This window comes from Paraflavitalea sp. CAU 1676 (genome assembly GCF_029223285.1).
Lineage (GTDB): Bacteria > Bacteroidota > Bacteroidia > Chitinophagales > Chitinophagaceae > Paraflavitalea.
In genome coordinates this window covers 454,321-475,685 of sequence record NZ_JARHUJ010000003.1, presented here as the reverse complement: position 1 = coordinate 475,685, position 21,365 = coordinate 454,321, and the positions used below count along the sequence as shown (strand labels likewise).

Sequence of the window (21,365 nt, the reverse complement as noted above, 5' to 3'; positions counted from 1 at the left end):
AAGGTTCACCCTCCCGCCACAGCGCTCTGGTGAACCTTTGAATATATGCGTTACAATTACTATTTCTTCGGCAGCACGTACAACTGTACATCTTCCCGCACAATGGTTTTGCCCGAGAGGATGATCAGGCGCTCTACCACGTTGCGGAGCTCGCGGATATTACCGGTCCAGTTGTGTTCTTTGAGGGCGTCGAGCGCGTCGGGTTCGATGGCCTTTTTGGCAATGCCGTAGTCGGCGCAGATATCGCCGAGGAACTTATCGACCAGCAAAGGAATATCGTCGCGGCGATCGTTGAGCGATGGAACGTGAATAATGATCACACTGAGACGGTGGTATAAGTCGAGCCGGAAGTTCTTGTCTTCGACTTCCTGCAGCAGGTCTTTGTTGGTCGCCGCGATGACGCGCACATCTACACTGATATCTTTATCGCCACCCACGCGGGTGATCTTGCCTTCCTGCAGGGCGCGTAGTACCTTGGCCTGGGCGCTGAGGCTCATATCGCCGATCTCATCCAGAAAGAGGGTGCCGCCATGGGCCGATTCGAACTTGCCGATCCGTTGTTTAACGGCAGAAGTGAACGAGCCTTTTTCGTGGCCGAAGAGTTCACTTTCGATCAGTTCGCTGGGGATGGCTGCGCAATTCACTTCAATGAGCGGTCCGGATACGCGGTTGCTCTTTTCATGTACCCAGCGGGCTACCAGCTCCTTTCCTACCCCGTTTTCACCGGTAACCAGGATACGCGCATCCGTAGGCGCCACCTTTTCGATGGTCTCCTTGATGCGGGCTATGGGACCCGATTCGCCGATCATTTCCTCCACCTTGCTCACCTTGCGCTTCAGCACTTTGGTTTCCGCTACCAGGTTGGTTTTGTCCATGGCGTTGCGGATGGTGATGAGCAGGCGGTTGAGATCGGGCGGTTTGGAGATATAATCGTAAGCGCCTTTCTTCACCGCTTCCACGGCGGTCTCGATGGTTCCGTGACCGGAGATCATGATCACCGGTACGTCGGGGTTGGCTTCCCGGGCTTTGTCGAGGAATTCAATGCCGTCGAGTTTGGGCATTTTGATATCGCACAATACTACGTCGTAGCTTTTCTCTTTGAATTTCTTGAGTCCTTCTTCTCCATCGCCTGCCTCATCGATCTTGTATCCTTCATAAGAAAGGATCTCGCTGAGTGTTTTCCGGATCGCCTTTTCGTCGTCGATAATTAATATGTTTGACATATGCTTAACAGTCTTTTGCTATGGAAATTCAGCCCTTGTGTGTCGTTCCAAAATTAAAACCAAAAATAATGATATGTACTGACCGCCGGCTGGCTTATTTTAAATACCTCCTTCTGTCAATTATCCTGCCGTTTTTGGGTAGTTGCGAGGGGATATCGGGCCAACCGCCATCAAATCCAGTGCCAGCGGGGGCTGGCAAGCTCCGGAGTGTGGGAGATATTGCGTTACCGTCGGGGTACAAACGGGTAGATGGGCGCGATTCCGCTTTTGCCCGCTGGCTGCGTAGGGTACCCCTCAAGGCCGACGCTGCGGTGTACCTGTACAATGGACAACCGAAGCGCTATCAGGGCGCTCAATATGCCGTGCTCGATGTGCCGGTGGGGAACAAAGACCTGCAACAGTGTGCGGATGCGGTGATGCGGTTGCGGGCAGAGTTCTTTTATGATCGAAAAATGTATGACCGGATCTGGTTTACTGATAATAATGGAAAGAAGTATAGTTGTCCGCCCGGGGCCGACCGGCCGCGTTTTGAAAAGTACCTGGAGCAGGTGTATGCCTGGTGCGGAACCTTATCGCTCGAGAAGCAACTGAAAAAGGTAGCCGCTTTTAAGGACATACAGCCGGGCGATGTGTTGATAAAGGGTGGCTCTCCGGGTCATGCGGTGCTGGTGATGGATGTGGCGGTGAACAGTTCGGGCGAAAAAATCTACCTGCTGGCGCAGAGCTATATGCCGGCCCAAAGTATTCATATCTTGAAAAACCCTATGGATGAGTCCTTGAGTCCGTGGTATAAGGCTGGGGATGAATTGAATATAAAAACGCCGGAGTGGGATTTTACCCAACAACAGTTAAAACGCTGGTAGATGGATCACGTAAAAGTCCTATTGCAAAATTTAACGCCAATTTCTACTTTAGTCCCAGCATCATCCTTTGAAAACAATTATTTAATCTCTAAAAAGCGTCCCTATGAAGGCTCAACTCAATGTCCAGAATCCGTCTGTCAGCAAAACTGTAATGCGCCTCACTTTAGTTGGTGGTATTCTTTTAGCCGCCGTGTATGCTTTCCTCATGTTGTGTTCATCAGCGATCCAAATTATTGAATAGGTCGGAAGACCCTACAATAGCAAGCAATAATGTCAATGCCGGCGTAAGCCGGCATTTTTGTTGGTTTCAATTCAGAAGTCAAATGCTATAGTGAAATGCAGTCACCGACGATTAATTGAGAATTTTGTATATTTAATGATAGAAAGCCACAAACTGGTTTTACAAATAAATGTCTACGACTGAACTAAAGAATAAGATTTCAAAAAGCCTTGAGGGCTTAGACAAGGAGGAATTGCAATCTGCTTACCTTCTCGTTAAAGAGCTGGCCAATCAAAAGAAGATGAAGGTTGAAAAGCCTGATAAAAATGCATTGGAAAAAAAACTGGCTAAGGGCATCCAGCAGCTTGACAATGGCGAAGGGGCTGAGTTTGGACCGTTTCTCCAACGCATGAAACAACGGTATGGGTCAAAAAAATAGCCCCAAGCCAAAGCCTGTTATTATATCCCCCCAAGCGCAAAAGGACATTATTGAAATTATCCATTATCTCCAAGAAAACTGGAATCAAAAAGTAATAGACAATTTCCTCAGCAAGTTAGAGGCATTCTACAAAATCATAAGTCTCAATCCCCGCATATTCAGGTATTATGATAAAAGGAGAAATATTCGCTCCTACGCTCTTTCTAAGCACAACAGTATATATTACCGCAATAGGCGATCTGCTATCGAAATCATTACTGTTTTCGACACACGACAACATCCCAAAAAGCTCAAAAAGATAACCCACAAATCGTAGCTATTTTGCAGTCTCGACTTCAAGAATCGTATCGAACTCTTCTTTCGGTACTGCCTTCGTATCGATCACCACATAGTTGTCGGCCAACACCTGGCACTTCACAGCTGTTTTGCCGGTAAAGGTTTTGATGGATTTGATCTTGTAGGGGATCTTCAGGAACAGCTTTTCGTCGGGTGCTTTCAGCAGGTGCAGGTACACGGTATTGCCTTTCTCGGTAACGGCGCCCCAATCCTGCGGTGCGATGAAGCCTCCTTTTGTTCCGTACACTGTTTCGCCGTAGGTCTTCAGCCACGCTCCCATCGCATTCAGGCGATCGGTGAACTCGGGCTGTATAGCGCCATTGGGCATTGGCCCGATGTTGAGGAGGAAATTGGCATTGTGTCCGGCCGCTTTAACGAGATAATGTATGAGTGCTTTAGTCGATTTGTAATTGCGGTCGGTGATGTTGAAGCCCCAGGAGTCGTTGATGGTTTCGCAGGTCTCCAGTGGCAGTTGAGAGACCGATGCTCCACCAAAACCGGAGGTGTTGGCGCCGGGCAGGTCTTTCTCGAATGCCTGGAAATCTTCGCCGGGTATGGGGCTCAGGTGGTGGTTATTGCTGATGAGACATTGCGGTTGCAGTTTGTGGATGAGGTTGTAGATCTCGTCGTATTTCCAGTCTACTTTCGATACGGCTTGTTTGTTGTGGTCGTTCTCGAGTTGATCCCAATGGCCATCGAACCAGATGCCGGCCACTTCGCCATAATTGGTAAGCAGTTCGGTGAGCTGGGCTTTCATGAAATTGACATAGCTGGGCCAGTTGCTTTTTTCGGTGCGGCCCGTTCCTTTACCGGTGCGACCGGTTTCGTATTGGTAGTCGGTCCGGTACCAGTCGAGCAGGGAGTAGTAGAAGAATATCTTGATGCCCTGGCGGTGGCATTCGTCGGCGATCTGTTTTACGATGTCTTTTTTATAGGGAGTGCCCATGATGTTCCAATCGGATTGCTTGGTATCCCACAGGCTAAAGCCGTCGTGGTGGCGGGTGATGAGCGTGATGTACTGCATGCCTGCATTCTTGGCCGTGGTTACCCAGGTCTTTGCATCGAAAGCCGTGGGATTGAAGATGTCGATGAGGCGGCGGTATTCTTTTACCTGGATATTGCGGTTGTTCATGACCCATTCGCCATTGCCGAGTACGGCCGATGCGCCCCAGTGAATGAACATGCCGAAACGGGCATTTTCGAACCACTTGCGTGCTTCGAGGTTTTGGGGTGAGGGCGTGTAAGTTGATTGGGCAATGGAGGTAATGGACAATAACAAGGCGGTTGCACAGGCAATCGTAAGTCGGATCATAGTGATTTGTTTGGGGAACGGAAGTTAGCGATAAAACGTTCATTGGCCGTTTTTTGGCCAAATCAGCGCAATGGTTTGCGCAGGGGTTTAGGGAGTGCCTATTATGTTCAAATAGAGGAAGAAAAGTCCACCCAATACACAAGCTACCGGAATCAGAAATGCGGCGAAATCATAGATGACGAACTTTTCTGGCTGGGCAGGATCATAATAAATCTCGATCACATCGCCGGGTTTGAAGAGGTTTGATCTCCGGCTGTAACGTTCGGACATCTTTTGTCCGGTGACGGTGGTATAGGAAATGACAGGATAGGGGATATCTTCATCGCCCCACTTATCGTTGTCGTATTCAACGTGCGTAACCGTACCGGTAGCTTTTTCGCCCTTGGAACGCATCCTGAGTATCCGGGCAAACATAAAGACTCCAATACCGAGTATGGCCCCGTTGAAGATATAGCCGAGTAGGAAACTGTTTGCCATGTGGTGTGAGCGTATGCTTAAAAATAGCGAGTGAACGGGGGATTTCCAAGGATCACATGCCTTGTAAGGTGCAATCAAGATCAGGTAAGCAGGTACCTGATCAACTGATAAAACCCCCAAAGAATACCTCCTGCTCCTATCAAACTCCAAAGTATGTATGTGGTAACAGGAGCGTTGCGCGCCTCCACTAAAAAAGTACTGGGATTTTCGGGATCATAAATAACTTTTATTGTGTCGCCTAATTTCATCCTGGAATCCGCAACATAGTACCGTTCGGTGATCCACTCTCCTTTTTGAGTTACAAATCTGACGATGGGGTATTTGAGATCCATTTCGCTACTTTCCGAAATAGCCGATTCGTCAAAATCGCAAACGATCCCTTCCGCGGGCAGTCCGTTCCGCAAGACATGTTTGTCCTCTTTAATGCGTTCGGAGAGATAATATATTGCCCAGAGCCCTACGATCATGGGAATGAGTATGTCGAACAACAACTGTATATAGAGGTGCTGGTTCATCGCTTCCATAACTGATAGATTCCTATGACTAAAATACCTGTTCCAACGAGGAGCCCAATACAAAAAATGTAGACATCTGTGCGGGTGAGCAGGGGGAAGAAGAGTTGCGGGTTAGCAGGATCATACCATACTTTTACTTTGGCGCCTTTGACCAGGTTGCTGCGGAGTGTGTCGTATTTCTCCTTTACCTTCTTTCCATCAGCCGTTTCAAAAGCAATTACGGGATAGTCTACATCATATTCTTCGAGGCTGTACGGCACAAACATCTCCGTAACAAAATCTTCAATAGTGCCTTCCGCCTGCTTTCCAAAGCAAACGAGTTTGAAGGGACGCCAGTAATGGTGAAATATGACGGCCAGGACGAAGAATCCGCCAAAGAGCAACGATATGATTATATATAACTGAACTTGCATGGATCGAACCACTACATAAAAAAATCCCGAAGCTCGCACTCCGGGATCGAATATCAGCGATTGTTAGTTGTAACGTTTATTTCTTCACGTACATCACTTCCTTCACCAGCTTCACAGTGCGGGGAACATCAGGCAGGGCTGCTGCTACGAGGTTCGGTGCATAGTGCAGCGGGGCATCGGCTGCGGTGATACGGCGGATCGGCGCATCGAGGTAGTCGAATGCTTCTTTCTGGATGCGGTAAGCGATCTCTGAAGATACTGAACACATGGGCCACTGCTCTTCCACGATCACGAGACGGTTGGTTTTCTTCACGCTCTCAACGATCGTTTGCCAGTCGAGCGGACGGATGGTGCGGAGGTCGATCACCTCGGCGCTGATGCCTTCTTTTTCCAGTTCGGCAGCTGCACCCAGGGCAACCTTCATCATCTTGTTGTAAGAAACGATGGTTACATCGCGGCCTTGTCTCTTTACATCGGCTTTACCGATGGGGATGATGTATTCTGTTTCAGGAACCTCGCCCTTGTCACCATACATTACTTCACTTTCCATGAACATCACGGGGTCGTTGTCGCGGATAGCGGCTTTCATCAAACCTTTCGCGTCGTATGGGTTGGAGGGAGAAATTACTTTAATACCGGGGATGTTGGCGTAGTAGCTTTCGAATGCGGTAGAGTGCTGAGCGCCCAATTGACCGGCAGAGCCGTTGGGGCCACGGAATACGATGGGACAGCTGATCTGTCCGCCACTCATTGCCAGCATTTTAGAAGCGGTATTGAGGATCTGGTCCAGGGCCAGTACGGCGAAGTTCCAGGTCATGAACTCTACGATGGGGCGCAAACCGTTTTGGGCAGCACCTACGGCAATACCCGTGAAACCCAACTCGGCGATGGGGGTATCGATCACCCTTTTCGGACCGAATTCGTCGAGCATACCCTGGCTAACCTTATAAGCGCCATTGTATTCTGCAACTTCTTCACCCATCAGGAATACATTAGGATCTCTTCTCATTTCTTCGCTCATCGCTTCACGGAGCGCTTCACGAAATGCTATTAATCTTGCCATCCGGTAATTGGTTTAATTTTTCTATGTTCCCAAGTCCATCAAATGGTTCTTCGGGCGACGCAAAATTATTGGTTGAGAGGCAGATAAACAAACTTGGTGTAAAAATCCTCAGACCGCCCAAAACTGTCCATTCGTCAAACGGATTTCGGGCCGCCTGTGCCGTCTGGTAGGTTTGTAAAAAATAATCAATATGAACCCTTCCTCCTCCCGCCAAACCTACCTCGACTGGCTCCGCATACTGGCCATCCTTGGTGTTTTGTTCTTCCACTCGGCCATGGCTTACGTGGCCGAATGGGAATGGCATATCAAGAATAAAGAGACCAGCAACCTGCTGATGGAGTTCAACTACTGGCTCAGCCGCTTCCGCATGCCCCTGTTGTTCTTCATTTCGGGCACTGTGGCTTATTTCATGCTCCGCAGCAAATCGGGCTGGTCGTTTGTAGGCCTCCGGTTCCGCAGGCTCTTGATTCCCCTCTTGTTTGGCATGCTGGTGATCGTTCCGCCCCAGATCTATGTAGAAAGGCTCACCCAGGGCTATACCGGCAACTACTGGCAGTTCTGGGCCACGGTTTTCGAGTTCAAGCCCTACCCTGCCGGCGGCAGCTTCAGCTGGCACCACCTCTGGTTTATCTTATATCTTTTTATTTACGATGTGTTGTTTACGCCGCTGTTCAAATGGACTTTTAGCGAAAAAGGCCAGCGGGCCATGCGCAAGCTGCAGTGGCTGGCGCAAGGCAAGCGGATGTACTTCCTTATTGTACCGGGTATCATCATCTATTGCAGCCTCGTATTGAAGTTTCCCGGTACCAACGACCTCATCCACGACTGGTGTAATATCTTCTACTGGCTGCAATTCCTGCTGGTGGGTTTTATCGCCATGGCGGTGCCCGGAATGGTGGATGCCATCGAAAGGAACCGCCGGGTGTCGCTCACCGTGGCCTTTCTGTCGCTCATTCTGTTGAACTACCTGCGGTGGAACGATATCGAGCCCTGGGAGCTGCTGACCAACTGGAAGAGTGACTGGCGCACGTATGCCTACCTGGCCATCACCCCCATCATGGCCTGGAGTTGGGTGCTTACCGGTGTGGGTTACGGTAAAAAGTATATGAACAAAAGACATCGCGTGCTGGATTACCTGAACCAGGCTGTTTATCCTTTTTACATCCTGCACCAATCGGTGATGCTCGTACTGGTGTACTATATTGTTCAGGTAAATGAGACTATCGGTATGAAGTACATTTTCACGGTGGGTGTCACCTTCTTTTTATCGATGGGCATCTATCATTTGCTGATCAGACCATTCCCGGTGATGCGGTTCCTGTTTGGCATGAAGCCGAAAGACAAGGCGGTGCCCAGGGCTGGTAAAGAACGGACTGCAGTGGCTGAAGGAGTACCTGGTGTTGAATTAGCAAATTAAATGTAATTTTCTTCTCATGAAATGGTTCTGGACATACCTTTTCGCGCCGGTCTATGGGTTGCTGATCTATTTTACCATCCGGCTCATCAACGATACGTTGTCGTACGACCCCTTCTGGGACCGTTCCTGGAAGCTGAATGCCTTCGAAATGGGCTGCAGCGTGGCGATGGGGTTTGTGATGGTCTATGTGCTCAATAAGCTGTTCAGGCATTTTGATAAACAACTCGCCGTGCGGGTGGGTTACAAGACGGTGTTGCAGGAGTTGTTGTGGGTATTTGTCGTTACGGAGGTCTGCGTGAATGTGGTGATGACGCCTATGGCCGCGTTGACCGATGATGGCCTGTCGATCGGTGATTTTGCGATCATCAACGTGATCCCCGTGCTGTACAACCTCCTCTATTATGCCGTAGTGCGCAGTAATAAACTACTGAGGGCCTATATCGATAAGCAGATCCAGTTGGAGAAGATCACCAACGACCAGCTGCAGACGGAGTTGAAGTTCCTGAAGGCACAATATCATCCGCATTTTTTGTTCAATGCCCTCAATACGGTGTATTTTCAGATGGACGATGATATACAGGCTGCGAAGAAGAGCATCGAGAAGTTTTCGGGGTTGTTGCGGTACCAGCTCTACGATCAGCAGCAAACCGTACCCCTGAGCCAGGAGATCCAGTATCTCACCAACTTCATCGAATTGCAGCAGGTGCGTACGTCGGAGAAATTGCAGCTCTCGGTTCATTTCGACAAGCAGCTCAATGGGCAGCAGATCTATCCCCTGTTGCTGTTGCCGATGGTAGAGAATGCTTTCAAGTATGTGGGCGGACAGTATAAGATCGATATCGATGCCAGGCTGGAGGACGGTAAGCTGGTGTTTTCGGTGGTGAACAGCATTCCCGAAAACATTCCGGTAAAGGCCCACAGCGGCATTGGACTGGAGAACCTGAAGCGCCGGCTGGAGCTGTTGTATGCCGGCAAAAGTAGTTTGACCACCGACAAAGCGGCCGGCGAATACCGGGCTGCCTTAACCATAAAACTGGATTGATGCCACGCAAGATCACCTGTATCATTACCGACGATGAACCAATGGCCCGCAAGGGGCTGCAGGGATATATCGAGAAAATAGACTTTCTGCAGCTGGCGGGTGTTTGTGAAGATGCGTTGCAGCTCAATAGCCTGTTGCGCCAGCAGCCCGTCGATCTCTTGTTCCTCGATATCGAGATGCCCTATGTTACGGGGGTGGAGTTTTTGCAGCAGGCTACCAATCCGCCCAAAGTGATCTTTACCACGGCCTACGAGCAGTATGCCATCAAGGGCTATGAGCTGGACGTGCTGGATTACCTGCTGAAGCCGGTTTCGTTTGAGCGTTTCCTGAAATCGGCTAATAAGGCTTATGACTATTTTCAATCGACTGGCTCCGGTGATAAGGACCACCTGTTCATCAAAACGGATACGCGGCTCGAGAAGGTGAAGTTTGCCGAGATCCTGTTTGTAGAGGCGATGGAGAACTATGTGGCTATTTATACGGCGGAGCGCAAGCTGATCACCCACTCGACGCTGAAGGGGTTGCAGGAAAGTTTGCCGCCGGCCCAGTTCATTCAGCCGCACAAGTCGTACCTGGTGAATATGGATGCGATTGGCGCGGTGGAGGGGAATATCCTGCATATCGACAAATACCAGGTTCCGGTATCGAAGTACCAGAAGGAGGAAGTGATGGAAAGGATCGGCTACCGGAAGTAGCGGATTGGGTTTGAGGGGGTTGTCCCCTACCCTGTTGTTTGTAGGGCTCAACCTGCGTTTAGTACAATTTTGCCGGCTACCCTGTACTTTTTTACGATTTTTATACAGTGAAGAACAGACTACGATTACACTTGCTTTTCTGGTTGGCGTATGTGATACATGAAACGGCCATGGAATATGCCTGGTTCAACTCCTATTTTCCGAACATTGACCCCGGCACCCGTACCTGGCTTGGTTTCAAGACCGTGTTGTGGATCTTACCGCCCAAGATCCTGTTTACCTATTTTTTGTTGTGGGGGGTAGACAGGGGGATCAACCGCAGCCGGGATATTCCCTGGCTGGTGGCGGCGACCACGGTGGCGTTGGCTGCTTCCATCATTCTTTACCGGGTGATCCTGGTGTATTATGTGGTGCCGGTGATGCTGAATAACCCGTGGAAGGAGAAAGGGGTTTTTGCGATGGGCAGGTTACTGAATGGGTTTGTGGATATCAGTCTGGTGGCGGCCTGTGCGGTGGCGATGAAGTTTTTGCGGATGAGCTGGCAGAGCCGGATCCGGGAGAAAAAGCTATTACAGGAAAAGCTGGAGGCGGAATTGAAGTTCCTGCGGTCGCAAACCAATCCGCACTTCCTCTTCAATACGCTGAACAATATTTATGCACTGGCGCGGAAGAAATCGGACGATACGGCCGATGTGGTGATGAAGCTGTCGAAATTGCTGCGTTTCATGTTGTACGAGTCGCGCAAGGAAAGGATTCCGGTGAGCGGGGAGATCAGGATGATCGAGGATTACCTGGAGTTGGAGAAGATCCGCTACAATGAGCGGCTCACGATCCGCTTCGAGAAGGATATCGACGACAGTACGCAGCACATTGCTCCCCTATTGTTGTTGCCTTTTATCGAAAATGCCTTTAAGCATGGGGCCAGTGAAACGCGGTTTGATTCTTTCATTCATATCAATGTATTATTGAAAGAGGGTTTACTGAAGTTCTGTATCGAGAATTCGAAAGAAGAGAATGGTGATACGACGATTACGGATAATATCGGATTGAGCAATGTGCGGCGCCAACTGGAATTGATGTACCAGGAGCATACGCTGGAAGTAGACAACCAGAAGGACCGTTTTTCAGTTCACCTGACCATTAATCTAAACAACGATGCAACGATATCATTGCCTCATTATTGAAGACGAGCCGCTGGCGGCGGAGGTTTTGCAGGATTATATCAAGCAGGTGCCTTTCCTGGAGCTGGTGGGTGTGGCCAGTGATGCCATATTTGCCATGGAGCTGTTGCAGCAGCAAAAGGTTGACCTGATCTTCCTCGATATTCACCTGCCTAAACTCAAGGGGTTCGATTTTCTGCGTACGTTGAAGCAGCCGCCACACATCATCATTACTTCGGCCTACCATGAGTATGCATTGCAGGGGTATGAATACAATGTAGTGGACTATTTGCTGAAGCCGATCGAGTTCAGCCGGTTTTTGATGGCGGTGAATAAGCTGAAGCAATCGCCGGTGCCGGCGGTGAGCATCGCCTCCTTTATGGCTTCTTCGGAAAGGGCTTACCTGTTTTTCAATGTGAGCAAGAAGAAAGTGAAGGTGTACCTCGATGAGGTGTTGTATATCGAAAGTTTGAAGGAGTATATCCGCATTTATACGAAAACAAAGAATATCCTGACGAAGTTCCAGCTGGGGCAGATCGAAGAGATGCTGGCGAAGAATAATTTTATACGGATCCACCGGTCGTTCATTGTGGCGAAGGATAAGATCGATGCTTTTACAGCCACGGATGTGGAGGTGAACGGTAAGCTGATCCCTATCGGCCGCAGCTACAAGGAACTGGTGCAGTCGGTGCTGGAGAAGAGTGCGGGATAGCTGGTGATTGGGAAAGTATAGACCATTAATAAGTTTAGCCATGAAAAAGCTATTTGTATCAGCTGCTTTGGCAACCGGGCTACTATGCCTGGTGCCGGCGGCGGGCCGGGATGCCGATTCACCTGTCAGGTGTACGCGCAAGCTGCCGGACCGGGATGTATTGTTGCCGGTAGAGCGCTTGTTGTGGATGCCGGAAGAATTCTATTCAGTAAGGAAAAACTCGATATTGTAGTCGGTTTCGCCGAGGTAGCCATATTTTCCAAAGATCACGGTCTTGACCTCTTCATTGGCGTCGTCCTCGTGCCGGTTGTTGAGCAGCAGTTTTTTGCCCGCATAGGAGGCTTTGATCTTGTACTTACCTATCGGTATATCTTTTACCATATAAGAGCCGGCCACTACTTCAACGGCTCTTTCTAAGGGAGCTGCCTGCGTACCATCTACCAAATATGCTTCACCAGGATAAGGCGTAAAGGACAGCTTAACTTTTGTTATATCGATATCGATGCCCAGTTGGTAGAGATCTACGTGGGCGCCATAATAACCAGTATTTCCCGGGCGATTACCGCTAAGTACCCATTTAAAATTGCGCACTGCACCGTCGGCTTTCCTGAAGGCATTTGTTGTGGCCGGCATAAGATCAAACTTATAGACCTGGCCATAGGCTGTTTTGGATAGTTGCGCTTTGGCGGTCCAATCGCCTGCGGGATCGTCGGGAATGGTAACCTGGTATTTCCCTTCCAGGTCGCTATGGGCAAACAGGTAGCTATTATGCCATAGGGTATGTTCTATAGTGACACGTACATCGTTCAAAGGTTTGTTGCTGGCGTCGGTGATCTGTCCGCTAACGATACCCCTGGTCGAACCTCCGGGCATACTGTCGTCGTTGTCCTTTTTGGTACAGGCTACGATGATAAGGGCTGCTGCGAAAGGGAGCCCCAGGCAATAGATTTTATTATTCATGGCCGTACGATAATTTTTAGTGCTTTATTAATCGTTGATTGGGCGTTGATGGGTAACATTCAGGCTTGAATTGATTGGCTAATCTTCCAGGAGAATAAGCTGTTCGGCGGGCATCAGGATCTGTTCTTTGAGGCATCGTTTGAGGAGATACGCGATGACAAGGGAAGACGGTATGCTAATGGTGAGCCAGGTGGCGATATCGCGGATCAGATCCGGCATTCCCTTATAAAACAGGAGGTACGCACCAAGGCCGGCGATAATGCCGGTTAATGCCGCCAGGAAATGGATGGCGATGCACTGCCGTATCCACTTTGTTGGGAATTTTACATAGTCGCGAAACTGCCTGGCCGTGATGACTCCGATTGAGAGAAACAGGAACAGGATATCGAAGGGAATGTATAAGGTATAATAACCGAGCCAGAAGGCGAGCGGACTGATCAGCAGCAAGGGCCACCACTTAAAGTTGACCGGATCGCCAACCAGTTGATACATGCCGATTTGCGAGCGTATTATGAGGAGTACGAATAATACCAGGGAGAACGTGTGCATGATCAATTGCGGCATCGTTAATAACTTGTCGTGGTTGCCGGTAAATCCGTGGGCAATCAGCGGGTGAAAAAGGCCGAGGCCAACAATGTAGGCGGTTAAATTGCCGGATACCCATCTGTTCAGGAATATATCTTTCATGGTTGTTTTGTTTGTAAAATTGACTATGCAAAGCACTCCCCTTTTTGCGTTGGGAAAAGGGATAGTTTCTGCCTAAAATGATATATTTTACGCCAATGGGATTACAGGCTACAGCTATTCGAACGGTATTTCAAACGGCGACCTCGCTGGGAACAGCCTTCGATACACTCTGTGAGATGTCGGGCATCGACCCGGCGGACGTGAATGATTCGGAAAATATGGTGGAATGGGAAAAAGCTGCCTTGATCTGGGTGCCGCTGCTGAAACTATCGGGTGATCCTTTGATAGGCCTCCATATTGGTGCCGGTGTACCCAAGCTATTGCATGGCATGGTTGGGTTTCTCATTCAAAGCAGTAAGGATATCGATCAGGGGCTTGAATTGCTGCAGCGCTATGGCCGCCTGGCTTCGCCGATGGTTCAATACAGGTACCTGGTCAAGGATGTTGCTGTATTAGAGATCGACCAGAACAAAATGTGGGTGTTGAAGCATCCCGAACCTGCGCGGCATGCCAATGAATTTCTGATTGCTGCCGTCATCAATACGATCAATACTTTATCGGGCAAAAAGATCGTTCCGATCCGGGTTGAATTGACCAGTGCGAAGCGCGATGTGGAAGAATACCGACGGGTGCTGGGTTGCGACGTGGTGTTCAACAAGGAATCCAACAGTATTATCCTTTCCAAAGAAGACATATCGAGTCCGCTTTTGACCAGCGACCAATCGATGTTCGGAATTTTCAATGCTATCGTTGCCGAGAAAGTTGCCTTGCAGGAAACGCAGAGCATGGCCGAGAACCTTAAGCAATTATTATTTATGCAGTTTAAAGGCCGAATTCCCACCATCGAGGAAGCTGCCGCCGCTTTACACATTACTCCCCGTTTATTGCAACGTAAATTGTTGCAGGAAAAGACGGGGTTTCGCGACATTGCCGGAGAAGTGCGGAAAGATATCGCGCTTCACCTAATGAAAAATCCGGCCATTAAGCTCTCCGATATTTCCGAGATACTGGGTTATTCTGACCCGACAGCCTTCCGGAAGGCTTTTAAGTCCTGGACCGCTGCCACTCCCCGGGAGGTGCGCAAAGGGCAGCTATCCTGAGCGGCCTGTTAATTACTTTGCTGCCGCCAGCTTTTGTGTCTTTCGCACAATGATGCACTTGTCGTGCTCTACTTCCCTTATTCCATATTCGTAACAGTAGTAGTAGGTTTCTTTGTCTTTATTGGTAAAGAGGCTGGTGAAGTAATCGAAGCGGTAACCTTTTTTGGCGAGTTCTGATTTGGAGCGAACGGTTGCTTTTTCCACGCCTTCCATGGTGGCTTCGAGGATGCGCCGGTTGCGGCGAAGGATATTGTTGACGTTGCGTACGTAGTTGACGGTATCGCTATTCAACTGGTTGTTGTATTGATTGCGGCAATAGTCATCGCAAAACTTCTTATCGATCCTTCCTTTGATGTTTTTTCCACAAGCGAGGCAGTTCCTGCTTTCCTGATTCATTCTTAATGGTTTAATCGCTGAATGGATATTGGATTATCCGTTTGTAAGCGCTTACAAACGTTTACAAACACTTACATCCGACTATAAACGACTATTAACCGACTACGGATTGCTGCTAGGTGCAATTTTGTGATGGAGCTGCGGCGATGATGGTCCGGCTCCTGAAATACAATCTTTCATCTATAAAACATGTCAATTATGTACGCACTTAAGAACAAAGTTCAGCTGATCGGTCACCTGGGTAATGCACCTGATGTAAGGCTTACTGAAAAGGGTAGAAAATGGGCGCGCTTTTCTTTGGCCACCAATGAAACCTATCGCAACCTGCAGGGTGAAAAGGTGACGGAAACGCAGTGGCACCACCTGGTGGGCTGGGGCAAGGTGGCGGAGTTGGCAGAGAAATACCTGAGCAAAGGAAAAGAGATTGCGGTGGAAGGCAAACTGGTGAACAGGACTTATGTCGATAAGGATGGCATCAAGCGATACGCCACTGAAGTGCTGGTGAATGAGGTGCTGTTATTGGGCCGTGCCGTGACCAATGATGCCGACGAACCGGTGGAGGAAGAGTCGGTTCTTGAATAGGATTGGTGGGGCGCCCCGTTGCGTATGATCAGAGGACTCCCCAGGTAGTGGCGCCCCACTTATTTCATAGTTTCTGGCTCGTTTTGATCCGTACGTTGATGATGTAGCAAAGTACGCCGCCGGCGCTCCGGGTAACAGCGTATCGGTTGGCGTGCTTTGCTTTGTTTGAAATTGGCCACGTTTGGACCGTTGAGGAAGGGCGTTTCGATAGATCGGGTTTGTTTGAAATAGGATAGCCCCTTACTTTAGTACAAATTTTATCCATGCGGATCAAAAGTGCCTTTGTCGGCGGTTTCCTGTTCATCGGATTGCTGGTCGTGGGTTTTATCATGTTACTGCGAAGCTGCCTTTCGCAATACGACGAACGTTTTGCACTTGCTCCGGTATTGTATTTTGAAAAGGAAGGCAAGGCTGTGCTGTTTAGCCTGGTGGAATATGACAAAACGACCAATTACTCGCGCCGTGGTGGCTTCGTCAGCAAATCAATAAGCGCCCGCTACCTGGTTCAGCAGAACGATGCCGTTAGCGGTGCACGGATTCAGGATAAAGAGATCAAAGACCATAGCGATATCAAGTATCACCCGGTAGAAATGTTGGGTGGTTCGAATGAGTTGGCCTGGGTCTTTGTGGGTGAGCTCATGGCTTTCGATCCGTTCACCCTGGAGAAGAAGGCTGATATTGCTCTTCTGGAAGACAAGCATCCTTCGCTGAAGGGCTTATTTCCGGCAGAACGCAGGTTTTATATGTTTAATCCGGATGACAGGCAGGTCTATTTTACGGCAAGCGACGGTACCAAATGGAAATTGAATACCTCCACCTTAGCCATCACTGCCAGTGAGTATGATCCTGAGAAGGACCCACTCGATGAAGAGCAAGCCGCGATCGAAAAGCTACAGGCGATCAACCGGGCTAAGCAGGATTCGATGTTTCGTAACGAATACCCCGGCAAATTATTGGCACAGGGGAAGATCACTCAAAAGCAGTATAGCCGCGTGCGGGAAGATTTTACTGCGCGTCAAAAGGTGCTATACCAGGAGCGGGATAGTTTACAGAACCTGGAAGCAGCTCTGCGAACGCGCGAATCTAATATGCGGCAGCGTCACTCTGCGATTGAATGGCTGTCGAGGCTGAATCCATCATACGGTCAAACGAAATCGAACCAGGATACGCTGGCAGGCAGGTGGTTTGGCATGTTGTCGAAGGAAGAGATTGGTAAACTGTATAACCGGGTTAGCTGGCAGGCAGTATATCAAGAAACGGCTCGCCGGCAATTCTATGTAGGATCGTGGACGCCGGGACGCAATGGCGACCTGGTGTTTGAAAAGGAGAATGCTGCGTTGACTGGCGCCGGTGATTTCTTTCTCGATGGTGGCTTTTTGCTGGATAAGTACACGGCCATACCGATCAGGCTCACTAACCCCGATGGATTGTTAGTGGTCTATAAAGACAAGATTGGGCAGGATGGTAAGATCAGGTTATCCCGTCTGGGGACAGATGGTAAAGTGCAATGGACGGTGGAAACGCAGCTTGGTTCCTTTATCGACTGGTTGTATACGGGCAGGCAACTGTTTGTGGTAGGTATGAACAACCCGGAACTGTCGGGCACACAGGCTAACCTGTTGTTGTGTATCGACCTGGCGACTGGTAAGGTGAATACGTACGATTATTTTGAGCAAGGTAAATAGGTGCCTTTTTGCGGCACGCCGGAAGCTATGATTGTTGTAGCTGCATTCGCATCGTCAGTAGGCCAGCTACTAAAGTTGTGCGATCATGGTAGCAGTTCTTTCTTCATCAACCAATCCGTCTGTGGATCATCGCCAAGTGCGAATATATGTTCACCGAATTTTGTGAAACCCCATTTCTCGTAGAAGGCGATGGCTCGACCGTTGTGCTCCCAAACGCCGAGCCAGATCAGGGCTTTGTTCATTCTGCGGGCCACATCGATGCAATGTTCCATTAAAGCACTGCCTACTCCCCTTCCGATGACCTTACTATGGGCATAGATCCGGGCGATCTCGATCGAAGCAAGATCGCCCAGTTCTGTTGGATTGGAGGCTTCCCGCAGCCGGGCGTAGCCCGCTGGTTCGCCATCCACCCATGCCAATAAGAATATACTGTTAGGATCATATAGTTCGGCCATGAGCTTTTCTCTGGAGAACTGCTCCTGCATGAACTTGTCCATATTCTCCGGGGTATTGTATTCGGCAAAGGTGTCGTAGAAGGTCTGCCTGCTGAGGTCAGCAATCAGCCCTGCTTCGGAAACATCTGCCAGCCGGATGGTGACGGTACTCATAGACTGATCACCATGGCGCTGGCTCCTCCTCCGCCATTACAGATGCCTGCGGCTCCGTATTTGGCGTTGTTTTGTTTGAGTATGTTGATGAGCGTAACGATGATGCGCGCACCGCTGGCGCCCAGGGGGTGGCCGATACTCACCGCGCCGCCGTGTACATTCACTTTCGTGGGATCGAGTTTCATGCGGCGCGTATTTTCGATGCCCACCACGGAGAATGCCTCATTCAGTTCGAAGTAGTCGATTTGATCGAGTGATAAGCCGGCCTTGGCAACGGCTTTGGGCAATGCAATGGCTGGCGTGGTGGTGAACCATTCAGGCGCTTGTTCTGCATCTGCATAAGAGATCACTTTCGCGATGGGCTTCAAACCAAGTTCATCGGCCTTCGCTTTGCTCATGAGTACGAGTGCTGCGGCGCCATCGTTCATGGTAGAGGCATTGGCGGCTGTTACCGTTCCGTCTTTCTGGAAGGCAGGTTTCAGCTCGGGTATCTTATCAAACTTTACATTGAACGGTTCTTCGTCTTTGGCAAACTGAATGGGATCGCCCTTGCGTTGGGGAATCGAAACGGGTACGATCTCGTCGTTGAACTTACCGGCAGCCCAGGCGGCCTGACTGCGCTTATAGCTTTCAACGGCGAATGCGTCCTGGTCTTCCCGGCTGATGCCACATTCTTTGGCGCAAAGTTCTGCCGCGTTACCCATCGCTTTGCCATCGTATACATCGGTGAGACCGTCTTTAGCCAGTCCGTCTACGAGTGCCGTGTTGCCGTATTTATTGCCCCAGCGCAGCTGGTCTACATAAAAGGGCACATTGCTCATGCTTTCCATACCGCCGGCTACGACGATATCGGCATCACCCAGGGCAATGCTTTGGGCAGCTTGCGCGATGGCTTTCATGCCGCTGGCGCAAACTTTATTGACGGTGGTGCAGTTCACTTCATTGGGGAGGCCGGCAAATTTGGCGGCCTGGCGGGCGGGCGCTTGTCCGAGGTTGGCCTGGATAACGCATCCCATTAATACATCCTGGACCTGTTCGGGCTTAATGCCGGCTTTTGCTACGGCTCCTTTGATGGCGATAGCGCCTAATTGGGTGGCACTGAATTCTTTAAGGGATCCTCCGAAACTTCCGAGCGGGGTGCGGACGGCAGAGATGATGTAAACCTCACGTTTGTTCATATAGCTGATCTTTAATGGATTTTGAGTAAGGAATAGATTTCAATCCGGTAAAGATAACGATTGTTAGTTTTACTTGGAAGCGATGGCGCTTTTGGAGGTGGAAAGCCATAAAATAACCCACATAGGGGACTATGTGGGTCTATGAATTAAGACAATTCGTTTTAGCGCTTTTCAAGAAGTTCTTTGGGGAAGCCGTGCTTTTTGAGGAATTCTTTCGATTCCCTGGTCTTCTTTACAAAGTAAGGATCGTTCCCGTAGTCCCTAACCTTATCCGAAATTATGGCATTACCAATCTTCTTCTCTTTGATCTTGTTTTTTGATGGCATAGTTTGAAAATTTGGTACAGCAATAAACGAAGGATGCATGACCTTGGATTTCTAAGACGATACAGTGCGTTGCAGAAAGTCGCGTTAAGCCTCTCTCCTCCACTCATACTTTTGCTCGGTTACATTCTTTTCGAACCGTGCTGTGGCTGGCCGTTCCTCCACCAATACAAAACCGTTCTTTTTGTACAGCGAAGCTGCAGCGGGGAGCTCGTTGGTCGTCCACAGGTAAGCCGATGTGTAACCAGCCTCTTGCAGAAACTCCATAAACAATCCCATCAGTTTTTTGCCCAGGCCGATACCCCGGCAGGCCGGGTCCAGCACATAATAACGTAACTGGGCAGCTTCTCCACGATGCATCAGCAACAAAAAGCCAATCATCTTATCATTGTGTTCGGCGATCCACACACGATCACGCGTTGCATCGTATTGCCGGTAAAACTCCACCAATCCCTCTGCTACATATGTTTCGAACGAAAGTCCATAGTTATATTCTCTGCTGTACAGGTGCCCGTGCAGGTAAACAACATAACCAATGTCGCCGGGCTGCAGCGTGGTGCGGATAGTGATATCATTCAAGGTAAGTGAAGACATGCGGATGGATTTATATTCCTGCAAAGATAAAACAGCAGCCTGTCGCCACCCACCCGCTTCTTGCTGTTTGCCGACTTCGGCTGTGAACAAGAATATGGCTGGAAAAATTGCTTGTTTCTCTGCTGGATAGTGGAGTGTTTTGCGCTGAGTAGCTTTGTCCGCCTAAGTTGTGTTTTGCGTTGCGTAAACTTGTCCTTACAAAGTGAAAGCCGGTCGCATAGGGCAACCGGCTCTTGTTGGTAGGGTACTGATCGTAAAAAACTATCGTGCTGCCGTCTCAAATTCGGCGGGTGTTATTCCTTCAATATATGCCTTGAACTGACGGATATCCTTCTCCACAATACGTGCAAAGGCCGGGTTGAGCAGCTTCGCCAGCACAACGCCGATATCTCCTGCCGGTGGCCGGTACGTGATCGTTACCCGCACTTCCGTTCCGTCATCTGCATCCCTGAATTCTACCTTTCCGGCATTCTCAATGGCCGAACCGGCGATCGACTGCCAGCCGATCAACACGCCATATTCATCTTTCACGATCTCGGCATTCCACCGCACACGGCCCAGATTGGCCGGTACGATCGCTTCCCAGCGTGAATGCACCGGATCTACTTCCCGCACCCTGGCCAGGTGATGCATAAAGGACGGCAGGTTTTCCAGGTTACGCCAGAAACGATATACCTCATGACGCGGTTTGCGGACCACAATCGTTTCCCGCACATTGATGGCCGGCGTACGGTGTACGTTCCTGGTTTTTCCCATCGCCGCATAGGCCGGGCAACTGCCGGAGGCGCCCCGGTACAACAGGAATCCACCAATCATACTCTGCATAAAACTGCGCACCGGGTGTTTCGTGAAATTCCGCACGCCCGAACCGATCAGGGCCACGCCCGTCGTTGCAGAAAGCAAACGCTCGGGCCAGCTCACATTGATCACATTATTCGTTTTTATATTGGGCAAAACCGGATCATCCATCCAGCTTTCCATAGCATCATATTCTTGCATAGTCCGTTTTTTTGATAATTGATTACCAAAATCCTGCCCTGCCGACTTACTCCCTGCACCTGGTGTTTTGTGTGGAATATGGGCAACAGTTTGCCGGTTTCGGGAAACGCCCTATTTATGTTACATTTATCTGCATGAAAATGAACAAAGCCTGGCACGAAAAACATCCCATGCCGAAAAATGCCGGTTTTGAACAGCGGGTAAAATGGCACCTCGAACACCAGCAACATTGCTCCTGCAGGCCGATCCCGGCCAAACTGGCGGAAGAAATGAAGAAGAAAGGAATAAAACACTGATTCATTTATGGAATTTCCGTTTTCGTGCATCCTGTAAGGGGTTTTGCTTGTGCGGGGCTTTAGATCATCC

At 49.6% G+C, this 21,365-nt stretch carries 26 protein-coding genes; 12 read left to right on the top strand and 14 right to left on the bottom strand.

Features of this window, described 5'->3' with window-relative positions; translation table 11 throughout:
• Positions 1-59: 59 nt before the first annotated feature.
• Complete coding sequence (locus tag P2H89_RS10855; protein ID WP_275826759.1) at positions 60-1,223, bottom strand: sigma-54 dependent transcriptional regulator; 1,164 nt, start codon at positions 1,221-1,223, stop codon at positions 60-62.
• A gap of 209 nt (positions 1,224-1,432) precedes the next feature.
• Here P2H89_RS10855 and P2H89_RS10850 point away from each other — a divergent pair, with 209 nt between their 5' ends.
• On the top strand, positions 1,433-2,086 hold the full coding sequence (locus P2H89_RS10850) for a DUF4846 domain-containing protein (protein ID WP_275826758.1): 654 nt from the start codon (positions 1,433-1,435) through the stop codon (positions 2,084-2,086).
• A gap of 410 nt (positions 2,087-2,496) precedes the next feature.
• Positions 2,497-2,745, top strand: coding sequence for a hypothetical protein (locus tag P2H89_RS10845; protein ID WP_275826757.1), 249 nt, complete (start codon positions 2,497-2,499; stop codon positions 2,743-2,745).
• A 316-nt stretch (positions 2,746-3,061) separates the two neighbouring features.
• Here P2H89_RS10845 and P2H89_RS10840 read toward each other — a convergent pair whose 3' ends face one another.
• The 5 genes from P2H89_RS10840 to P2H89_RS10820 form a co-directional block, all read right to left on the bottom strand.
• The gene (locus P2H89_RS10840) at positions 3,062-4,393 is read right to left on the bottom strand and encodes an alpha-L-fucosidase (protein ID WP_275826756.1); all 1,332 of its coding nucleotides are present in this window, start codon (positions 4,391-4,393) and stop codon (positions 3,062-3,064) included.
• 87 nt (positions 4,394-4,480) lie between these two features.
• A complete protein-coding gene (locus P2H89_RS10835) occupies positions 4,481-4,870 on the bottom strand; it encodes a DUF3592 domain-containing protein (RefSeq protein WP_275826755.1) in 390 nt (129 codons plus the stop codon).
• Positions 4,871-4,950: 80 nt separating this feature from the next.
• A complete protein-coding gene (locus P2H89_RS10830) occupies positions 4,951-5,394 on the bottom strand; it encodes a DUF3592 domain-containing protein (protein ID WP_275826754.1) in 444 nt (147 codons plus the stop codon).
• Positions 5,382-5,798, bottom strand: coding sequence for a DUF3592 domain-containing protein (locus P2H89_RS10825; protein WP_275826753.1), 417 nt, complete (start codon positions 5,796-5,798; stop codon positions 5,382-5,384). Before P2H89_RS10825 ends, P2H89_RS10830 begins: the two co-directional genes overlap by 13 nt.
• Before the next feature lie 76 nt (positions 5,799-5,874).
• Entirely contained in the window at positions 5,875-6,861 is a 987-nt protein-coding gene (locus P2H89_RS10820; RefSeq protein ID WP_275826752.1) for a pyruvate dehydrogenase complex E1 component subunit beta, read from the bottom strand.
• A gap of 190 nt (positions 6,862-7,051) precedes the next feature.
• On the opposite strand from P2H89_RS10820, the gene P2H89_RS10815 reads away from it, so the two are divergent.
• From P2H89_RS10815 to P2H89_RS10790, 6 genes are all read left to right on the top strand, one after another.
• Complete coding sequence (locus tag P2H89_RS10815) at positions 7,052-8,278, top strand: acyltransferase family protein (protein ID WP_275826751.1); 1,227 nt, start codon at positions 7,052-7,054, stop codon at positions 8,276-8,278.
• Between the two features lie 16 nt (positions 8,279-8,294).
• On the top strand, positions 8,295-9,320 hold the full coding sequence (locus P2H89_RS10810) for a histidine kinase (RefSeq protein WP_275826750.1): 1,026 nt from the start codon (positions 8,295-8,297) through the stop codon (positions 9,318-9,320).
• The gene (locus P2H89_RS10805) at positions 9,320-10,015 is read left to right on the top strand and encodes a LytTR family DNA-binding domain-containing protein (protein WP_275826749.1); all 696 of its coding nucleotides are present in this window, start codon (positions 9,320-9,322) and stop codon (positions 10,013-10,015) included. Before P2H89_RS10810 ends, P2H89_RS10805 begins: the two co-directional genes overlap by 1 nt.
• Positions 10,016-10,185: 170 nt before the next feature.
• Complete coding sequence (locus P2H89_RS10800; protein ID WP_275826748.1) at positions 10,186-11,199, top strand: histidine kinase; 1,014 nt, start codon at positions 10,186-10,188, stop codon at positions 11,197-11,199.
• Positions 11,171-11,887, top strand: a complete 717-nt coding sequence (locus P2H89_RS10795; RefSeq protein ID WP_275826746.1) for a response regulator transcription factor — start codon at positions 11,171-11,173, stop codon at positions 11,885-11,887. Before P2H89_RS10800 ends, P2H89_RS10795 begins: the two co-directional genes overlap by 29 nt.
• A 40-nt stretch (positions 11,888-11,927) precedes the next feature.
• Positions 11,928-12,119 (top strand): hypothetical protein, encoded by a 192-nt coding sequence (locus P2H89_RS10790; protein WP_275826745.1) that lies wholly within the window; start codon positions 11,928-11,930, stop codon positions 12,117-12,119.
• On the opposite strand, the gene P2H89_RS10785 is transcribed toward P2H89_RS10790, so the two are convergent.
• Together P2H89_RS10785 and P2H89_RS10780 are read right to left on the bottom strand one after the other, a co-directional pair.
• The gene (locus tag P2H89_RS10785) at positions 12,089-12,847 is read right to left on the bottom strand and encodes a hypothetical protein (protein ID WP_275826744.1); all 759 of its coding nucleotides are present in this window, start codon (positions 12,845-12,847) and stop codon (positions 12,089-12,091) included. The genes P2H89_RS10790 and P2H89_RS10785 overlap by 31 nt on opposite strands.
• Positions 12,848-12,925: 78 nt before the next feature.
• Entirely contained in the window at positions 12,926-13,534 is a 609-nt protein-coding gene (locus P2H89_RS10780; RefSeq protein ID WP_275826743.1) for a hypothetical protein, read from the bottom strand.
• Between the two features lie 95 nt (positions 13,535-13,629).
• On the opposite strand from P2H89_RS10780, the gene P2H89_RS10775 reads away from it, so the two are divergent.
• Positions 13,630-14,634, top strand: a complete 1,005-nt coding sequence (locus P2H89_RS10775) for an AraC family transcriptional regulator (protein WP_275826742.1) — start codon at positions 13,630-13,632, stop codon at positions 14,632-14,634.
• Between the two features lie 12 nt (positions 14,635-14,646).
• On the opposite strand, the gene P2H89_RS10770 is transcribed toward P2H89_RS10775, so the two are convergent.
• The gene (locus P2H89_RS10770; protein WP_275826741.1) at positions 14,647-15,030 is read right to left on the bottom strand and encodes a hypothetical protein; all 384 of its coding nucleotides are present in this window, start codon (positions 15,028-15,030) and stop codon (positions 14,647-14,649) included.
• Positions 15,031-15,228: 198 nt separating this feature from the next.
• On the opposite strand from P2H89_RS10770, the gene ssb reads away from it, so the two are divergent.
• Positions 15,229-15,612, top strand: a complete 384-nt coding sequence (gene ssb, locus P2H89_RS10765) for a single-stranded DNA-binding protein (protein ID WP_275826740.1) — start codon at positions 15,229-15,231, stop codon at positions 15,610-15,612.
• Between the two features lie 263 nt (positions 15,613-15,875).
• Positions 15,876-17,297 carry a PA2928 family protein gene (locus P2H89_RS10760; protein WP_275826738.1) on the top strand — a complete coding sequence of 474 codons (1,422 nt, stop codon included), beginning with the start codon at positions 15,876-15,878 and terminating at the stop codon, positions 17,295-17,297.
• Positions 17,298-17,380: 83 nt separating this feature from the next.
• Here P2H89_RS10760 and P2H89_RS10755 read toward each other — a convergent pair whose 3' ends face one another.
• The 5 genes from P2H89_RS10755 to P2H89_RS10735 form a co-directional block, all read right to left on the bottom strand.
• Entirely contained in the window at positions 17,381-17,905 is a 525-nt protein-coding gene (locus tag P2H89_RS10755) for a GNAT family N-acetyltransferase (RefSeq protein ID WP_275826737.1), read from the bottom strand.
• Positions 17,902-19,083, bottom strand: coding sequence for an acetyl-CoA C-acyltransferase (locus P2H89_RS10750; protein WP_275826736.1), 1,182 nt, complete (start codon positions 19,081-19,083; stop codon positions 17,902-17,904). The genes P2H89_RS10755 and P2H89_RS10750 overlap by 4 nt, the downstream gene beginning before the upstream one ends.
• A 161-nt stretch (positions 19,084-19,244) precedes the next feature.
• On the bottom strand, positions 19,245-19,409 hold the full coding sequence (locus tag P2H89_RS10745) for a hypothetical protein (RefSeq protein ID WP_275826735.1): 165 nt from the start codon (positions 19,407-19,409) through the stop codon (positions 19,245-19,247).
• Positions 19,410-19,493: 84 nt separating this feature from the next.
• Positions 19,494-20,000: a GNAT family N-acetyltransferase gene (locus tag P2H89_RS10740; RefSeq protein ID WP_275826734.1), complete on the bottom strand. Its 507-nt coding sequence runs from the start codon at positions 19,998-20,000 to the stop codon at positions 19,494-19,496.
• 261 nt (positions 20,001-20,261) lie between these two features.
• Positions 20,262-20,999, bottom strand: coding sequence for an SRPBCC family protein (locus P2H89_RS10735; RefSeq protein WP_275826733.1), 738 nt, complete (start codon positions 20,997-20,999; stop codon positions 20,262-20,264).
• Between the two features lie 134 nt (positions 21,000-21,133).
• On the opposite strand from P2H89_RS10735, the gene P2H89_RS10730 reads away from it, so the two are divergent.
• The gene (locus P2H89_RS10730) at positions 21,134-21,295 is read left to right on the top strand and encodes a hypothetical protein (protein WP_275826732.1); all 162 of its coding nucleotides are present in this window, start codon (positions 21,134-21,136) and stop codon (positions 21,293-21,295) included.
• The last annotated feature ends 70 nt before the right edge of the window (positions 21,296-21,365 follow it).

Excerpts from the sequence above, each read along its gene's own strand:
- P2H89_RS10780 (WP_275826743.1), bottom strand. The coding sequence starts at position 13,534 with ATGAAAGATATATTCCTGAACAGATGGGTATCCGGCAATTTAACCGCC.
- P2H89_RS10855 (WP_275826759.1), bottom strand. The coding sequence starts at position 1,223 with ATGTCAAACATATTAATTATCGACGACGAAAAGGCGATCCGGAAAACA.
- P2H89_RS10775 (WP_275826742.1), top strand. The coding sequence starts at position 13,630 with ATGGGATTACAGGCTACAGCTATTCGAACGGTATTTCAAACGGCGACC.
- P2H89_RS10740 (WP_275826734.1), bottom strand. The coding sequence starts at position 20,000 with ATGTCTTCACTTACCTTGAATGATATCACTATCCGCACCACGCTGCAG.
- P2H89_RS10840 (WP_275826756.1), bottom strand. The coding sequence starts at position 4,393 with ATGATCCGACTTACGATTGCCTGTGCAACCGCCTTGTTATTGTCCATT.
- P2H89_RS10830 (WP_275826754.1), bottom strand. The coding sequence starts at position 5,394 with ATGGAAGCGATGAACCAGCACCTCTATATACAGTTGTTGTTCGACATA.
- P2H89_RS10800 (WP_275826748.1), top strand. The coding sequence starts at position 10,186 with ATGGAATATGCCTGGTTCAACTCCTATTTTCCGAACATTGACCCCGGC.
- P2H89_RS10810 (WP_275826750.1), top strand. The coding sequence starts at position 8,295 with ATGAAATGGTTCTGGACATACCTTTTCGCGCCGGTCTATGGGTTGCTG.
- P2H89_RS10790 (WP_275826745.1), top strand. The coding sequence starts at position 11,928 with ATGAAAAAGCTATTTGTATCAGCTGCTTTGGCAACCGGGCTACTATGC.
- P2H89_RS10730 (WP_275826732.1), top strand. The coding sequence starts at position 21,134 with ATGAAAATGAACAAAGCCTGGCACGAAAAACATCCCATGCCGAAAAAT.
- P2H89_RS10825 (WP_275826753.1), bottom strand. The coding sequence starts at position 5,798 with ATGCAAGTTCAGTTATATATAATCATATCGTTGCTCTTTGGCGGATTC.
- P2H89_RS10785 (WP_275826744.1), bottom strand. The coding sequence starts at position 12,847 with ATGAATAATAAAATCTATTGCCTGGGGCTCCCTTTCGCAGCAGCCCTT.
- P2H89_RS10760 (WP_275826738.1), top strand. The coding sequence starts at position 15,876 with ATGCGGATCAAAAGTGCCTTTGTCGGCGGTTTCCTGTTCATCGGATTG.
- P2H89_RS10835 (WP_275826755.1), bottom strand. The coding sequence starts at position 4,870 with ATGGCAAACAGTTTCCTACTCGGCTATATCTTCAACGGGGCCATACTC.
- P2H89_RS10805 (WP_275826749.1), top strand. The coding sequence starts at position 9,320 with ATGCCACGCAAGATCACCTGTATCATTACCGACGATGAACCAATGGCC.
- P2H89_RS10735 (WP_275826733.1), bottom strand. The coding sequence starts at position 20,999 with ATGCAAGAATATGATGCTATGGAAAGCTGGATGGATGATCCGGTTTTG.
- P2H89_RS10795 (WP_275826746.1), top strand. The coding sequence starts at position 11,171 with ATGCAACGATATCATTGCCTCATTATTGAAGACGAGCCGCTGGCGGCG.
- P2H89_RS10845 (WP_275826757.1), top strand. The coding sequence starts at position 2,497 with ATGTCTACGACTGAACTAAAGAATAAGATTTCAAAAAGCCTTGAGGGC.
- P2H89_RS10755 (WP_275826737.1), bottom strand. The coding sequence starts at position 17,905 with ATGAGTACCGTCACCATCCGGCTGGCAGATGTTTCCGAAGCAGGGCTG.
- ssb (WP_275826740.1), top strand. The coding sequence starts at position 15,229 with ATGTACGCACTTAAGAACAAAGTTCAGCTGATCGGTCACCTGGGTAAT.
- P2H89_RS10750 (WP_275826736.1), bottom strand. The coding sequence starts at position 19,083 with ATGAACAAACGTGAGGTTTACATCATCTCTGCCGTCCGCACCCCGCTC.
- P2H89_RS10770 (WP_275826741.1), bottom strand. The coding sequence starts at position 15,030 with ATGAATCAGGAAAGCAGGAACTGCCTCGCTTGTGGAAAAAACATCAAA.
- P2H89_RS10820 (WP_275826752.1), bottom strand. The coding sequence starts at position 6,861 with ATGGCAAGATTAATAGCATTTCGTGAAGCGCTCCGTGAAGCGATGAGC.
- P2H89_RS10815 (WP_275826751.1), top strand. The coding sequence starts at position 7,052 with ATGAACCCTTCCTCCTCCCGCCAAACCTACCTCGACTGGCTCCGCATA.
- P2H89_RS10745 (WP_275826735.1), bottom strand. The coding sequence starts at position 19,409 with ATGCCATCAAAAAACAAGATCAAAGAGAAGAAGATTGGTAATGCCATA.